The sequence below is a fragment of the Rhizobium sp. P2_G9 genome (genome assembly GCF_056403475.1).
In genome coordinates this window covers 57,600-71,829 of sequence record NZ_JBFUFK010000043.1, presented here as the reverse complement: position 1 = coordinate 71,829, position 14,230 = coordinate 57,600, and the positions used below count along the sequence as shown (strand labels likewise).

At 56.8% G+C, this 14,230-nt stretch carries 13 protein-coding genes and 1 tRNA gene; 10 read left to right on the top strand and 4 right to left on the bottom strand.

Going from position 1 to position 14,230, the window contains the following annotated elements; translation table 11 throughout:
* Positions 1-442 precede the first annotated feature (442 nt).
* Positions 443-1,009, top strand: coding sequence for a recombinase family protein (locus AC1DYF_RS30070; protein WP_477881221.1), 567 nt, complete (start codon positions 443-445; stop codon positions 1,007-1,009).
* Here AC1DYF_RS30070 and AC1DYF_RS30065 read toward each other — a convergent pair.
* Entirely contained in the window at positions 1,006-1,398 is a 393-nt protein-coding gene (locus tag AC1DYF_RS30065) for a hypothetical protein (protein ID WP_477881220.1), read from the bottom strand. The two genes, AC1DYF_RS30070 and AC1DYF_RS30065, sit on opposite strands and share 4 nt — an antisense overlap.
* Complete coding sequence (locus tag AC1DYF_RS30060) at positions 1,399-1,947, bottom strand: hypothetical protein (protein ID WP_477881219.1); 549 nt, start codon at positions 1,945-1,947, stop codon at positions 1,399-1,401.
* A 306-nt stretch (positions 1,948-2,253) separates the two neighbouring features.
* On the opposite strand from AC1DYF_RS30060, the gene AC1DYF_RS30055 reads away from it, so the two are divergent.
* Together AC1DYF_RS30055 and AC1DYF_RS30050 are read left to right on the top strand one after the other, a co-directional pair.
* Positions 2,254-3,492 carry an AAA family ATPase gene (locus tag AC1DYF_RS30055; RefSeq protein WP_477881217.1) on the top strand — a complete coding sequence of 413 codons (1,239 nt, stop codon included), beginning with the start codon at positions 2,254-2,256 and terminating at the stop codon, positions 3,490-3,492.
* 15 nt (positions 3,493-3,507) lie between these two features.
* Positions 3,508-5,859, top strand: a complete 2,352-nt coding sequence (locus AC1DYF_RS30050; protein ID WP_477881215.1) for a S8 family peptidase — start codon at positions 3,508-3,510, stop codon at positions 5,857-5,859.
* 523 nt (positions 5,860-6,382) lie between these two features.
* Here AC1DYF_RS30050 and AC1DYF_RS30045 read toward each other — a convergent pair.
* Positions 6,383-6,472 (bottom strand) — tRNA-Ser (locus AC1DYF_RS30045).
* 422 nt (positions 6,473-6,894) lie between these two features.
* Between AC1DYF_RS30045 and AC1DYF_RS30040 the strand changes: the two genes are divergently transcribed.
* The 7 genes from AC1DYF_RS30040 (at position 6,895) to AC1DYF_RS30010 (ending at position 13,283) form a co-directional block, all read left to right on the top strand.
* Positions 6,895-8,064, top strand: coding sequence for an aminotransferase (locus AC1DYF_RS30040; RefSeq protein WP_477881213.1), 1,170 nt, complete (start codon positions 6,895-6,897; stop codon positions 8,062-8,064).
* A gap of 85 nt (positions 8,065-8,149) precedes the next feature.
* Positions 8,150-8,305, top strand: coding sequence for a hypothetical protein (locus AC1DYF_RS30035; protein ID WP_477881212.1), 156 nt, complete (start codon positions 8,150-8,152; stop codon positions 8,303-8,305).
* Between the two features lie 361 nt (positions 8,306-8,666).
* On the top strand, positions 8,667-8,978 hold the full coding sequence (rplU, locus tag AC1DYF_RS30030; protein ID WP_477881210.1) for a 50S ribosomal protein L21: 312 nt from the start codon (positions 8,667-8,669) through the stop codon (positions 8,976-8,978).
* A 28-nt stretch (positions 8,979-9,006) separates the two neighbouring features.
* Positions 9,007-9,279 carry a 50S ribosomal protein L27 gene (gene rpmA, locus AC1DYF_RS30025; protein ID WP_477881209.1) on the top strand — a complete coding sequence of 91 codons (273 nt, stop codon included), beginning with the start codon at positions 9,007-9,009 and terminating at the stop codon, positions 9,277-9,279.
* A 131-nt stretch (positions 9,280-9,410) separates the two neighbouring features.
* The gene (locus AC1DYF_RS30020; RefSeq protein WP_477881207.1) at positions 9,411-10,040 is read left to right on the top strand and encodes a GNAT family N-acetyltransferase; all 630 of its coding nucleotides are present in this window, start codon (positions 9,411-9,413) and stop codon (positions 10,038-10,040) included.
* A complete protein-coding gene (locus AC1DYF_RS30015; RefSeq protein WP_477881206.1) occupies positions 10,037-10,711 on the top strand; it encodes a GNAT family N-acetyltransferase in 675 nt (224 codons plus the stop codon). Before AC1DYF_RS30020 ends, AC1DYF_RS30015 begins: the two co-directional genes overlap by 4 nt.
* Positions 10,712-10,838: 127 nt before the next feature.
* Positions 10,839-13,283 (top strand): hypothetical protein, encoded by a 2,445-nt coding sequence (locus tag AC1DYF_RS30010; RefSeq protein WP_477881204.1) that lies wholly within the window; start codon positions 10,839-10,841, stop codon positions 13,281-13,283.
* A gap of 6 nt (positions 13,284-13,289) precedes the next feature.
* Here the strand turns inward: AC1DYF_RS30010 and AC1DYF_RS30005 are convergent, their stop codons facing one another.
* The gene (locus AC1DYF_RS30005) at positions 13,290-14,225 is read right to left on the bottom strand and encodes a DUF1152 domain-containing protein (protein ID WP_477881203.1); all 936 of its coding nucleotides are present in this window, start codon (positions 14,223-14,225) and stop codon (positions 13,290-13,292) included.
* Positions 14,226-14,230 lie beyond the last annotated feature (5 nt).

The window sequence follows — 14,230 nt, the reverse complement described above, 5'->3', positions numbered from 1 at the left end:
CTCATGTTCCGACACCATTCGAACGGCGCGGGCGCGGACTTCAGGGGAAAATTTGTTCGTCGTCTTGCTTGTCATAGACCCTACTTCTCACGAGTTGGGGTCTCCGGCAAATCCGGCGCGGTTCAGTCCCTCACGCGAGATACGGGATCACGTGGCAACGCAAAGGCACTTCCCCCCGTCCCGCCCTGCGCAGATCGAAATGGGCGCGGCTTGTCGGCGATCTCACTGATCCGTCGCGCTGCCTATTGCTGGACGGGATATCCAATAAGCATTGCAGCCAACATTCGAGCCCTCCCGTCGCACACTGCGGTCTCAATAGGGCTTGCCCTTGTGAGTCTCCACAAGAGGTCTCTCTTTGCGTCTCACACGAATAGGTCTTGACATTTGAGACTGTAAGTATCACTTTGTCCGCGACCCTAGCGATACTCACGGAGACCCTTCCATGCCCTCACCTGTCCTCATCGGCTACGCCCGCACCTCCACCACAGACCAGAAGGCAGGGCTTGAAGCCCAGCTCCGGGACCTCCACGCGGCCGGCTGCAACAAGGTATTCAAGGAGGAGATTTCCTCAGTGGCGAACCGCAGGCAGGAGCTTGAGCGGGCCTTGGAGTATGTTCGCGACGGGGACGTTTTGATCGTCACGAAGTTGGACCGTCTGGCCCGCTCAGTGGCGGACCTTGTGGAGATCACTGGGACGCTGCGCAAGAAGGGCGTGGAGTTACGCATCTTGGCCCTCAACTTGGACACGGGGACGCCCACGGGGAAGCTCATGCTGAATCTCTTGGGGTCTATCGCGGAGTTCGAACGCGAGTTGATGCTTGAGAGGCAGCGTGAAGGTATCGCTAAGGCCAAGGCGGAAGGGAAATACAAGGGGCGGGCACCTACGGCACGCGATAAGGCGACTGAAGTGATGCGGCTGAGGCAGGAAGGCAAAGCCCCTATGGAGATCGTAGCGGCCTTGGGGATTAGCAGGGCAAGCGTCTTCAGGATATTGAAGGCCAGCGTCTAATCGTCCTCACCTTTCAAAAGATCATCCAAAATCCCTTGATTAAACGCGTAAGACGCTTGAACCTTCAGAAAGAGATCGCGGACGGCATCGAGCTGAGGGGCCACGGCCACTTTTACCGGCCTCCCTTGCTCGTCGTCGTGGTAGATTTCTAGTCGGTGAAAGCCACCAGACCACATGTAGTCATTAGGTTCTTCGCTAAAATACTCCCTGATTTTTACGCATCGGACAACATAGCGGTTGAGTTTGATCCATAGCTCATATGCGGAATCCGTCTCTTCATACGGGTCTTCTCGAAACTTATCGGTTAGCCGCCATTTGTATTCACCTTTTGACGTCTTTTCTATCAGGCGAGTTATAGCATTCAGCCAATCTTTATTCGTGTAGCTCATTTAGGTGGCCTTCTCGTCTGCAATAGAGTTGTCTATCTCTAATTTTACCACGTTCAACTGTTCGTAAAGTGTGTAGAAGTGCTGGCAGGAATGCATGGGCTCCTCACTTCCGATGTTTGCGCGAGCCCAATCAACAACTTCAGCATGTAGTTTCAGTGCCTTCTTAGCGTTTTGCTTGATGGTCCCGTCGCTAAGCCTCACAATTGAGTTCAAGCAAACCATTATCTCAGACATCAAAGCACCCGATAGCAAAGAACGGGCGTTCTCCGCTGATGCCTCAGAAAGGCGAGTGGTGACCTTCGTCAGCTTGCGCTTTTCCATCGGCAAGCGGATCTTGCTCCGATATCGCGTTGATAATCCGTATACTTCAATGGCAGCAAAGGCCGAGAAGAATACTCCAATATAACCAGCCACAAGGCCATAAAGAGAGACCCATGTGATGGGGTCGCGAAAGTTTAGCCGCGGAAGAGGGCTTCCATACAAATACCAATAGCCAAATAGGGGACCGATTGAGAAGACCACGAATGTGATCAGGAGAATTTTCCTCATTGTCTGCCGACGCCCATGTCGATCCGTTCTGGGATCATGTATCGCGGGAAAATACTAAGAGCGTCAACCTTTGTTTGCATTGTGACGCTGCCATAAGCCCTTCCCACGGTGCCAGGAGCATGCCCGCAGATCGCATCAAGCACTTTCTCTTGTATGCCAGCCTCGAAGCCTCGCATCTTAAAGGTATGCCGCCAGCCATGGTTAGGCGCGACGTTAGGGCCCTTCACGATCGTCCTCACGAATTCGGTAAGTCTATTCTTCTTGCTCTGCCAAGTGCCCCTGAAGGTCTTCTTGGGCTTGATAGTCATGAACAAATCTACCTGCCACTGCTTAAGAAAATTGGTCCGCACCAAAATTGACCGTCCGACATATCACCTTTTGTCGAATGTTGTGGACAGCTTTGCAGCCAATTGCCGAGGCGTGAATGCATCATATTGTAAATACAAGCACAACCTCAAACGGCCAAGGTTGGACACTGCTGGCATCATGAAACATGGGTGGATATATCGTCTCGGCTGCTGTAACCCACTAGGCGTACAGTTCGCCGACCACGAAATCGCACGTTGGATTGAGAATATGAAACCTGACTTTAAGGGGTTTGCTTTTGCAAGTCGCCTAAGTGAAGATGCAGACGACCGACAATCGGCGTTCGCTTCGCTTGCGGAGGAGACATCAATCGCTGCAATCACTCCCAAGAAAACAGCCTCGAAGTCGGGTAGGCAATCCGGCAAACTCGTGGCCCTGACGAGGAAGAATAGCAAGGGGGCAGACCTCTTCCATTATGTGGATCCAACGCACCGCGTTTCAGACATTGTCCTCGATGCGGAAAATTATAGAGTTCTTTCGGAAATAGTTGAAGAATTCAGACGTGGCGACGATATCCGCCGCTTCGGGCTGAAACCGCGATCAAAGCTGTTGTTTTGCGGACCCCCTGGATGCGGTAAAACACTATGTGCTGAAGTATTGGCATTCGAACTAAAGATGCCACTGGTCGTAGCTCGACTGGATAGCATAATAACCACCTTTCTTGGCGAGACCGCGAGCAATCTTCGGCAGCTATTCGAAGCGGCATCGCTGGCACCGAGTGTTTTATTTCTCGATGAGTTCGATGCCTTGGGCAGAAGCCGAACAGATGCATCTGAACATAATGAGATCAGGCGTGTAGTAAACAGCTTACTTATGTTAATTGAGGAGTTTGAAGGACGCGGACTGATGATCGCGGCAACCAATCTTCAAAGTTCAATCGACGCTGCCGCATGGCGTCGTTTCGATGAGGTCGTATTCTTCAAGCCTCCAACACCTCGTCAAATATCGCGACTTCTCGAGGTCAAGACCAGAAATTTTGATGTCGACGTGGATTTTCAAGATTTCATTACGGAACTTGAGGGCATGTCTTTTGCAGAAATCGAACGGATATGCTTTTCGGCGATTAAGCGAGAGATTGTGGCTCGAAAATCAACCTTGAGTAGACAGTCGTTTTCTGCTTCTATACGCGACGAGAAACGACGAATTGGAATTCGCGATAACATTCAGAGCGCGAAGTGATGAGTAGGGAGAGAAATGGCAACGTACTCACATCTGCCCTTGAATAGGGTCGAAGGGGAGTTGCTCAGGCGAAAAAATGGTGGCTTTCCGGGAGGGGTTCAGAGGCAGGCGGCGCAGCACGGCGCATTGATTAAAAAAGAGATTGCTTCCACTCAAGCTGAATTTCTCAAGGTCCCGGCAATTGAAGGAGTGGATCCATCACTGATTTTGAAAATCAAAGTCGTAGGGTTAGTTCCTGAAGAGGAGTGGCCAAAACTTGGTCTCAGTGTATTATCTATCGATGGCGATAGAACAACGGTGCTGTTTGCAAACGACAGATCGCTTGCAGCTTTTCATCAAAAGGTAGACGCGTATCGCGGGAAAATACCCGATGGGCAAAAAGCTCCTCCATATAACCAGTTGATCAGCGCCATAGAGGAGGTCTCGCTAGTCCAACCTACAGACCGTATCGGGCGCGGGCTGAAGGCAAAAGGCTTTGAGGAACCGGATACGTTTGACCTAGACCAGAGTTATACACTTGATTTCGAACTACATCGGCCTGCAATAAAAGCCGACGCTGATATGTTCATTTTTCGCCTTGAAATGGTAATCAAGAAGGCGGGCGGCGAAGTTATAAGCATTTACAATGGCAACTATTTACTTCTTGTTCGAGCGACATGCATGGGCCAAGGTGTGCGGGATGCGTTACAATTGCCCGAACTCGCCTTGGTAGATCTCCCGCCTGAACCTGATCTCGGTCCAGATGATATCGACCATGTAAATCTTCCCGACTTGGAGGCCGGAAAGGCCCCCTCTGATGGAGCCGTAACGATTGGCATCGTCGACAGTGGCGTCAACTTCGGTCATAAGCTGCTTACCCCTACAGAGGCGGGCGCATTTACTGTTGCAAAGAGTTTCGGCGCAGAGGACGAGGGCGGCCACGGCACGTCCGTAGCATCAATAGCTGCGTTCGGCGATATCTCAGCGCGAATTGACGCGAAGAACTTCGATGCCCAATTCAGGATCGCCAGCGCGAGAGTAACGACGGCGAACGGTAAGTTCCCGAAGGAAATGTCCGTTCCTGAGCTTATGGAAAAGTCAATCCGTAAGCTGCATGACGAGTATGGCTGCAGGATCATCAACATTTCGCTTGGTGATGCCAACAACGTGTATGACGGCACCAGAGTTGACCCCTGGACCGCTACCCTTGATTCACTCGCGAGAGAGTTGGACATCCTCATTATTGTTTCGGCAGGAAATCGCGGTGATTTGACCGCGACGTACAACGATAAGATCATGGCGGCGTATCCAAAATTGCTCCTAGACCCAGCCTCACGCCTGATCTCTCCTGCCATTGGAGTTAATTTACTGTCGGTTGGGGCAATTGCGAACTCTAATGGGTTGTCGGATGAAGATAAGGGCATAGTTGGCGTGCAGCCTATATGCGGCAAAGAAGAGCCTTCGCCGTTCACACGATGTGGCCCAGGCGTACGCGAAATGATCAAGCCCGACTTTGTCGATTTCGGCGGGAATGCAGTTTGGGACGGTCCTACTCAGGCACTCGTCAACGGCAATCAGAAACCTGCTGCCGGGATATGGGCCTTTCACCACAAACCGCTTGAGAAACCATTCCGCTCCCGCTCCGGCACCTCATTTGCAGCTCCAAATCTGGCTTACAAAGCGGCGTTGTTGCTATCCGAATTCCCGAAATCTTCAGCAAACCTGCTACGTGTCCTTTTAGCAACCTCTGCTCGCATACCAAGTGCTCCTTTGGCCCGTCCGAATCCGCTGGCGGTCAAAGACCTGATAATCCCGTATGGAAACGGAGTGGTAAATGCGATTGAGGCGGCGAGTTCCGACGACACGCGTGTTGTTTTGTTTGCTGAAGATAGATTGAAGTTGGATCACTTTGGCGTCTATGAGGTTCCAATCCCATACGAGTTTCAGACGGAGAAGGGTGCCAAGGAAATCCGTGTCGTTCTGGCATTCGATCCTCCTACACGACACACGCGGGCGGAATATCTCGGGGTGACAATGGGTTGGCGGCTTTTACGAGGCGCGACTCAGGAAGAGGTATTTGACCGGTTCAGGAAGTGGGAAGCTCAGGAGGGTGCCCCCCCTGAATTTGAAACTAAGTATGTCTGCCCTATAGACATCGGATCAAAGCTGCGGGAACGAGGGACCTTGCAAGCTGGAACATATGTGGGAAAGGCTGACATTAGCGGCTATGGCGACCGCTATTTTGTGGCTGTGTGGTGCGCAAGGCGCTGGGCTCCGGCCGAGATTGAAGAACAAGCATTTGCGATCAGCGTGCAACTGCGCCATGAAAATGTAAACACTCTTTACCAGAAGGTTAAGGCGCCCGTAACGGTCAAGATAACTGCCTAATCCCTGTTTGGGGTCCGGCACGATCCGGCGCTGGTATCCTGTAATTCTATCCTTAGTCTGTGAAATGACATAACGTCGACAGCATAACGCGGGAATGCACAAATTGCCTCAACCGCGATTTGCCAGGATGTGCTCGGACATTGGTGGACAAAGTGTAATCGAGCAGGCCGCATCTTGGTTATCCGCATTGATGCCTCGCGCAGTGCCCAGCGCTCTAAGGTAGGCCGCTGGCCGACACTAAGCTTGACTTTGATATTCTTCGACCCCGTTTCCAGGGTTCCGGCAAGTCTGTTTTTCTTTATCTGCGGCTGCGTTGGTAGGTCTTTGGGGCATAACGATCATAAATAGATTGCCGAGACAAGACCATGTCAAGTGCATCTGCCATCCCTTGGCTAGTCGTGCGCTTCAATCCGTGTCGGGCCGGGACAATATTTTATGTTGGGGTACTGACTTGGGGTACCAATATGAACATGGGTGCCTGCAATCTACTGATTTAATTGTACTTCTTCGACCAATTAAGCTGTGGCGGAGAGGGTGGGATTCGAACCCACGGTACCCGTAAAGGTACTCCGCATTTCGAGTGCGGTGCAATCGACCACTCTACCACCTCTCCGCATTCACTTTCGCCCTCGGTGGTGGCTGGTCGAGCCGGTCGGGCGAAGCGTGGGCGGGGATATAGCGACGAAAAAAGGCAAGCGCAAGATAGGCTGTGAAGAATTTGCGCAGTGGATGTGAGCTTATTGTGGCGGCTGGGATCACGTCGGCGCCGCTTCTGTGTGGCTTCAGTGTGCCGGCTCATCAAGAGATTGGCTCGATGTGGCAATGCCAAGGATCGCGTCGAGAGGCATGATGTCGCGTTACCCTCCCAATCCGGGTAGTTGGTGCGTCTGAACGCTGGAAATCCTCCTGGTTCTGAGCTTTATGGGCGGTGGGCGCTGCTTTGGGAAACCGAAACTCTGGACGCCAGTCATTTCGAAAGTGGGCAGAGGCATAGGCGCGAAGTCGCCGCGGTGCGAGATGCTCTGGAGGTCGATCATGCCTGCATTCAATCCCCGCGTCGCTACATTGTCGCCGCCGGCGGTGCCATCGGCGATGTCCTGGGGCAACGCCTATAATGGCTCGCGGGGCGGGCTCATCAGCCTCAGCCAAGCGGTGCCCGGTTATCCGCCACATCCGGACATGCTGGCTTGGCTCGCCGAGGCTGCGGGGTCGCGAGCCTATACCGGTTACGGTGATATCGAAGGCGAACTCGCGTTGCGCCAAGCCTATGCAGCACATGTCGCAGAACTCTACAGCGCTCCGGTGTCAGCCGAGAACATCCATATCACGTCCGGAGCCAACCAGGCGTTCGTGTGCCTGATCATGGCGATTGCCGGGGCAGGGGATACGGTCGCCGTGACCAATCCATTCTATTTCAACCACAAAGCCGCACTCGATATGCTCGGCATCAAGCTGACAACCTTCGCAGTGGACGCCGAGAATGCTTTCCTGCCCGACCTGCAGGCGGTGAAGGCAGTGCTTAGGCCCGGCATCAAGGCGCTCGTGCTGGTAACGCCCAACAATCCGACGGGCGCCATCTGTTCGCCGGCTTTGCTCGACGAGATTTTCGCGCTCTGCCAGCAGAACGGCACATGGCTSRTCATCGACGAGACCTATCGCGATTTTSTCGACGAAAATCAAATGCCGCCGCATCAACTGCTGTCGACACCAGGTTGGGAAGACGGGCTTGCGCTGACCTACAGCTTTTCGAAGGCCTATTGCATCGCCGGCCATCGCCTGGGTGCGATCACTGCGAGCCCGGAAATGGCCAGACAAGTGACGAAGGTGATGGATAATCTGCAGATCTGCGCGCCGCGCGCGGCACAGGCATCGGTTGCCAAGGCCATTCCGGCGCTCGTCGATTGGCGGCGCGCCAACCGGCGGGAGATTGCCGGTCGCGCTGCGGCGCTCCGGCAAGTGATGGCGGCGTTGCCTGCCTGGAGGATCGAGTCACTCGGCGCGTATTTCGCCTATGTCCGGCATCCGTTCGCCAATGTGTCATCGGAGGCCGTGGCGCAAAGGCTGGCGCGCGAATTCGGCGTTGTCTGCCTTCCCGGCGATTATTTCGGTGAAGGGCAGCAGCGCTACCTGCGTTTCGCCTTCGCCAATGCCGATATTCCGACCATCCTTGGGCTTGAAGACCGTCTCAAGAATTTCGCATTTTGACTGCCGGGTTGGTCTTGACGCGTTCGGTTTGCCAGTGAGCTTGCGGCAAGCTATCTGACGCCGCGCCTCATAGGTATCACCGAGAGTGGCAGCCAGTTCAGCGGCTGGCGATGCCGTTCGCTGGAAGCAGTTTTGTTCTCTGCTCGGTACGATCGAGGGCATTGACAGCGGCGAGGCATTGTCGGGCGCGCGACAGTTGTTCGAGTTCGCAATCACGGTCTATTCCGGGAAGGGCGAGTGACTGTCGTTTTTCAGGCAGTCAACCCCTCCACCTTCTCTATAACGGCTTTCGTTCCTGACAGTGGCTGGCCGAGCCTGGCAAGGCGGAGGTGTGGCGGCGAAAAAGGCAAGCTCGGGTCAGAAAAACCAGCCAAACCGTGTTTCTTTGCCGGGGCTTGGCTTGACAGACTCGTGACCCTCACGTACACGCAGTGCAGAAAGCTGCGGATAGCTCTATCCTCGGCTGGAGTTTATGTTTGCCGAAAGGCAGGCATTCACCGGCGGATTTCCGCCAAAGACCAACCGACTGACAAAAAGACCATCCGGTCGGGGCTTGCAAGCCCAGGATCGAGATCGTGTTCAAGAACATGAAAGGATAAAAGATGTTCGCAGTCATCAAGACCGGCGGGAAGCAGTACCAGGTTGCTGCCAACGACGTGATCGCCATCGAAAAGCTCGAAGGCGAAGCCGGTACGAAGATCGAATTCAAAGAAGTCCTCGTTGTCGGCGAGGGTGCCAGCGCCAAGATCGGTGCGCCTTTTGTAGAAGGCGCTGTCGTGACTGCGGAAGTCGTCGGCCAGGGCCGCACGCGGAAGACCATTTCTTTCGTCAAGCGCCGCCGCCAGAATTCCAAGCGCAAGAAGGGCCACCGCCAGCATTTCACCACGGTTCGCATTCTCGAAATCGCGGCCTGATCGAAGTTAGAGGACTAGGAGAACTACAATGGCACATAAAAAAGCTGGCGGTTCCTCGCGCAACGGTCGCGACTCCAACTCGAAGCGCCTCGGCGTCAAGAAGTTCGGCGGCGAAGCCGTGATTTCCGGCAACATCATCGTGCGTCAGCGCGGCACCCAGTGGCATCCCGGCGCAAACGTCGGCATGGGCACGGATCACACCATTTTTGCGGTCACTGAAGGCAATGTCGAATACCGTACCAAAGCCAATGGCCGAGTGTACGTGTCCGTCATGCCGAAAACGGCGGCCGCAGCAGAGTAAGCCGGTGCTCTTTAAAACAGCCGGCGCCTCATAGGCCCGGCTGGCACTTCAGGTCGCAAGACCTCCAGGGTTCAAAAGGGAAGATGGGGCGGTACCCATCTTCCCTTTTCGTTTTGACCATGGAGGCAGTCATGCAAAGTCCATTACAACAAAGCTCAAGCCAACAGATCTTGAGTGAGACGCGGCCGTTGCCGCAGGAACTGACCAGTCCGGTCCTGGCTTCGGAGCGCCTGCTCTTGCGCGCGCCCGCCGTCACGGACAGCAACGCAATTGCCCATCTCGCCAACAACATCAATGTCGCGTCCAAAGTGTCGCGCATGCCGCACCCCTATACGCCGAAGGATGCCGAGAATTTTGTCGGCCGCGTGATTTCGGGCGCGATGGGCAAATGCGTTTATGCCGTGACACGAAACGACACCGGGGAGTTCCTCGGCTGCTGCGCGCTAGAGGTCCAGGCCGGCGGACACGGCATGGAGATCGGCTTCTGGCTGGGCGAACCGCATTGGAACAGGGGGCTCGCCACGGAAGCCGCGCAGACCCTGATCGATTTCGGCTTCCAGCATTCCGACCTCGATTTCATCGATGGCCGGGTGCGGGTGATGAACATCGCCTCGCGGCGGGTGCTGCAGAAATGCGGCTTCCAGTTCCAGGGCACGGGCATGATGCCGTCGCTGGCGCTGGGCGGTACGGTCGCGGTCGAGTGGTTCCGGCTCGACCGCAAGACCTGGGGTTCGCTGAGACATTGGGGAGGTGCGAGATGAACGCGCTTTCAAAGGATTTCTTCGCCGACCTGCCGCTGCCGCCCGGCCTTGGCCAGCCTGTTGACACCGGCCCGCTTGGGCCGCAGCCGACAATCCGGACGGGGCGGCTGACACTGCGCCGGCCGGAGGCGAAGGATGCGGCAGCGATCACGGCAGGTTTGGCGAACTATCGTGTCGCCCAGATGCTGACGCGGGTGCCGCAGCCCTATCATCTTGAAGATGCCGAGGATTGGCTCGGTGGGCTCGAGGCCGATGGTGCAGGCGCCTGGGTGTTCGCGWTCACGCTGGGTGGCGTCCGCGCCATCCTGATGCCGGGTGCCGAAGCCGCCAATGGCAACGAGGCCGATCGTCTGATCGGGGTGGTCGCCATCGAGTGGCGCGAGGCGCATGGCCGTGCGGGCTTTCATGTCGGCTATTGGCTCGATGAGAGCCAGTGGGGCAAAGGCATCATGACGGAGGCGCTCAACGCCGTCGTCGCCCGATTCTTCGCCGCGCATATGGGCGAGACCCTCTATTCGGCTGTGATTGTCGACAATCCGGCGTCGCTCAGGCTGCAAGGCAAGCTCGGCTTCGACATTACCGGCGTCACGGAAGGCTATTCCGAGTCGAGGGTCGCGATGGTGAAGCTGATCACCACCGAACTGACATTCGGGGGCTATGTCCCGATGTAGGAAAAGGGCGGCTTCGGGCCGCCCTTTGCTTCTAATTCCGGGGCGGTCATAGGACTTTCTCTCCATTTCCAGCTTTGCCGGCATCAATTATACTATCTGCCATTGCGCCATGTCGGGGGAGACTGCGATGGCAAGCAAGATCAGGGAGTGGGCGGATAGTTTTTACAAGGCGTGCTGGAGTTTCCTCTGGGATCATCTGTTGGCGATCCGCCATTTGTTCGGCTGGTCGGTCATCGAGGATATAGTCCATCTGCTGAAACGGCTGTTTGTCGTGTGGCCGTCCTTCCTGTCGCTGTTGTTTGGCGTGTTGCGGTTGACGCTGTCGCAAGTGGTCGACCTGCTGGCGCGGTCGTTCGATGCGCTGGATGTGGTGATCCTCATCCTCTTCCTGATGGTTTTCTGGATCGTTCCGCTGCATCTCGGCGCGCGGATCCTGCTGGATGCGGAGTTGAAGAAAAGAGGCATGGCGCTGATGGCGCGCAGCCGGCTGGATCGCTGGCTGCCGCGGGATCTCGCTTTCGTGGCGCTGCTGGCGCTGTTCTTCAGCGTCCATTCGGAGGCGAGCACCTATACCGCGCTCTCACCGCGCTTTGCGGATTATGGCTTGAGGGCGCCAAGCGGCGGCCTGTGGATCGTGCCTCTTGCCAGTCTCCTCGCCTTCCTGATCTATCTGACTGTCAGGGAGGATGCCAAGACGACGATGTCGGCCGCAGTCGGCAGACGCATTTCGATCGCCTTCACCTGCATTTCGCTTGTCTTCCTGCTGATCGCACTCTCCTGGCCGTTCGAACTGGCCAGCCTGCTCGGCGGCCTGATGTTCGTGCCGATGCTGCTCGGCAGCTGGATCATGCCGCTGGTCGGACTGATCGTGATCGCCAACACCACCCTGTTCTGGCGCCGGCTGGTGCAGATCGGCACTGTCATGGCCCTGGCGGCCTTCGTCTTCGGCGCGGGCTATTCCGGCAATCATTTCCATGATCTCCGGGTGCTTCCGGCCGACAAATCCACGTCTGGAACATCGCCGGAGCTGGCGCTGGCGGATTTTGTCGGTGCCTGGAAGAAGGCCAACAATTGCGACAAGCTCACCCCGCCGCAGCGATGCCCGGTGCGGGCGGTGCTGGTCACTGCCGAGGGCGGCGCCAGCCGTGCGGCTTTCCAAGTGGCGACCGTCATGGGCAAGCTGCTCGATGAGCAGCCGGCCGGTTTCCGCAATCGGCTGTTCCTGTTGTCAGGCGTTTCCGGCGGTTCGCTTGGGCTGGCCACCGTGCGGCAGGCGCTGGCCGACAGCGCCGACGGCAAGCCGCCCTGCAGGGTTTCGGATGGGCGCAGCACGCGCAACTGGCTTTACTACAAGAGCGCACATGCGGCCGAGGCAAAAAGCAGCTGGCGCAAATGCCTGCAGCTGCTGGTTTCGGCGGATTATCTGACGCCGGCTTTTGTCGGCCTGGCGCTCAGGGACTGGTGGATGGCCGCGCCGGCCAGCCTTGACCTCATTCATTTCGCCGATCGCTCCGCGCTGCTCGAGGAGGCGATGGAGCAGCATTACGCCAGGATAACGCAGACGGATTGCAGCAAATTCGAAGGCCTGTGCGCACGTTTCGGTCATGGCGACCGGTCGAAGGCATGGTTGCCGGCGCTGCTGCTCAACAGCACGCTGGTCGAACGCGGCCAGAATGTCGTGGCAAGCGAGATCGACCCGGCCTCGCAATTTCCCGATCGGGAGAGCTGTGTCAGCAACGGCAGCAAAGCCTATCCCGCCCATCTGCCCTATTCCGAACTCATCCCCGATTCCTACGATATTTTCGAACTCCTGGGCGCTTCGGATGATCCGAAGGTGGCGCCGAGCAAGGCGGGCAGGGACATCCGCATCTCGACCGCGATCGTCACCTCGGCGCGTTTCCCGATCATCTCCAGCCAGGGCAATATCCGCAGCCGGGGCGGCGCGCTTGTCGGGCAATTGGTCGATGGCGGCTATTTCGACAATAGCGGGCTTGTCAGCATCTTCAACATCGTCGATGCGCTGGATTGCTATGGCATCGACAGCACGGTGATCAGCATCGGCAACGATCCGGTGGACGACAATCCTGCCCGCCTGTGGAAATTCGACGGCCGGAAGAACATCCGCCATCCGCCGCTCGAATTCACCGGCCCCAAGATCGACGCCGCTTTCTCGCCGCTCAACGCCTTCTTCAATTCCCGGCAGGGCCATGTGCTGGACAATCGCTTCGAGACGGTCAATCGCGTCGGCTTCGACGATGTCATCCCGATCAATGTCTATACAGCAATCTGCGTCGAGACGCTCAGCGCCGATGGCGCCTGTCCGGCGGGCGCCCGTGTGCCGATCCAGACGCTTTCGATGAGTTGGTGGCTGTCGTCCTATGTGCAGCTGTTCATCGAGATGCAGGACAAGGACCAGATTCCCAACGCCAAATGCGACAATGTCCACTGCCGCTACAATCCGACGAAGATGCTGGCGGCGGATTTCGATCCATCTGGTGGCCAGACGCACGGCGTGGACCTGAAACCGTTCCAGCTCAATTCCCTGGACGAGTTACAGCATTTCGCACCGTAGGGTGCGTCAGAGGGGGATTGGCTTTCGGATGCGGGGTGTGACCCCGTTTCGCATCCGTTCGATCACCGCAGATGCTTCCTCGAAAGTCGATGTATCGGCAAGGCGATCGGCAAACGCCATCGAGGCGACGACTTTCGGGCCGGAAAAAGCCCAATACTGGCTCATCAGCGGATTGACGAACAGTTCGCTTTCGCCGGTTCGGTCGGTGGCATGATAGTTGCCGAACTCGCCATGGATCGCGCTGGCGATCGAATTGCAGACAATGCTGCGGTGGCGCGGCTGCCGCTGATTGGCATAGGCGACAAGATCGAGAAAGGCGTCGGCTTCAGCCGTTCCGCCAACCAGCGACACGCCGCCGAGATAGCCGCCGGCGCGCGTGATCCGGGCTGCATTTTCCAGGAAGGAATGGTGGGAGATGCCGTGGAAATGGTCGATGCCGAAGCCGAGGCAGGCGAGAACGACCCGATCCCCTGCGGCCTGGACGGCGCCGACCAGCGAGACCGCATCTTCGGTGATGGTGCCCAGGCCCGGCTCATCGCCGAAGATCAGGCTGTCGGTGCCGCCGTCGACCAGGACGACAAGATCGAAATCATGCCGGTCGAGCAGTGTACGATAGGCGTCGCGAAGCGGTGCTGCGCCGGATTTGCCGAAGCCATAGACCGGCACGTCGAGAGACCGATGCGCCAGCCATTCCGCCAGCCATTTCTCTGGAAAATAGGGCAGTTCCCGCGCACCGGTCGTGATCTGCCATGTCGACGGATCGAGCTTTTCGGCGCCGGAATCCCAGAGATTGGAAAAGGAGAGATTGGCCAGTGCGACGGAGGCGCCGCGCGTGAGAAGGCGGGTTGCCAACGGCATGCCGCAATAGACGTCGAAGCCGCCGCCGCATCCGGCCAGCAGAACATTGGTCGCTCCATCCAGTCTGTCGAGAAAGGGGACCATGCCTC

Coding starts and splice junctions, on each gene's coding strand:
- AC1DYF_RS30055 (WP_477881217.1), top strand. CDS start 2,254: ATGAACAAATCTACCTGCCACTGCTTAAGAAAATTGGTCCGCACCAAA.
- rplU (WP_477881210.1), top strand. CDS start 8,667: ATGTTCGCAGTCATCAAGACCGGCGGGAAGCAGTACCAGGTTGCTGCC.
- AC1DYF_RS30065 (WP_477881220.1), bottom strand. CDS start 1,398: ATGAGCTACACGAATAAAGATTGGCTGAATGCTATAACTCGCCTGATA.
- AC1DYF_RS30060 (WP_477881219.1), bottom strand. CDS start 1,947: ATGAGGAAAATTCTCCTGATCACATTCGTGGTCTTCTCAATCGGTCCC.
- AC1DYF_RS30005 (WP_477881203.1), bottom strand. CDS start 14,225: ATGGTCCCCTTTCTCGACAGACTGGATGGAGCGACCAATGTTCTGCTG.
- AC1DYF_RS30050 (WP_477881215.1), top strand. CDS start 3,508: ATGGCAACGTACTCACATCTGCCCTTGAATAGGGTCGAAGGGGAGTTG.
- AC1DYF_RS30010 (WP_477881204.1), top strand. CDS start 10,839: ATGGCAAGCAAGATCAGGGAGTGGGCGGATAGTTTTTACAAGGCGTGC.
- AC1DYF_RS30070 (WP_477881221.1), top strand. CDS start 443: ATGCCCTCACCTGTCCTCATCGGCTACGCCCGCACCTCCACCACAGAC.
- rpmA (WP_477881209.1), top strand. CDS start 9,007: ATGGCACATAAAAAAGCTGGCGGTTCCTCGCGCAACGGTCGCGACTCC.
- AC1DYF_RS30020 (WP_477881207.1), top strand. CDS start 9,411: ATGCAAAGTCCATTACAACAAAGCTCAAGCCAACAGATCTTGAGTGAG.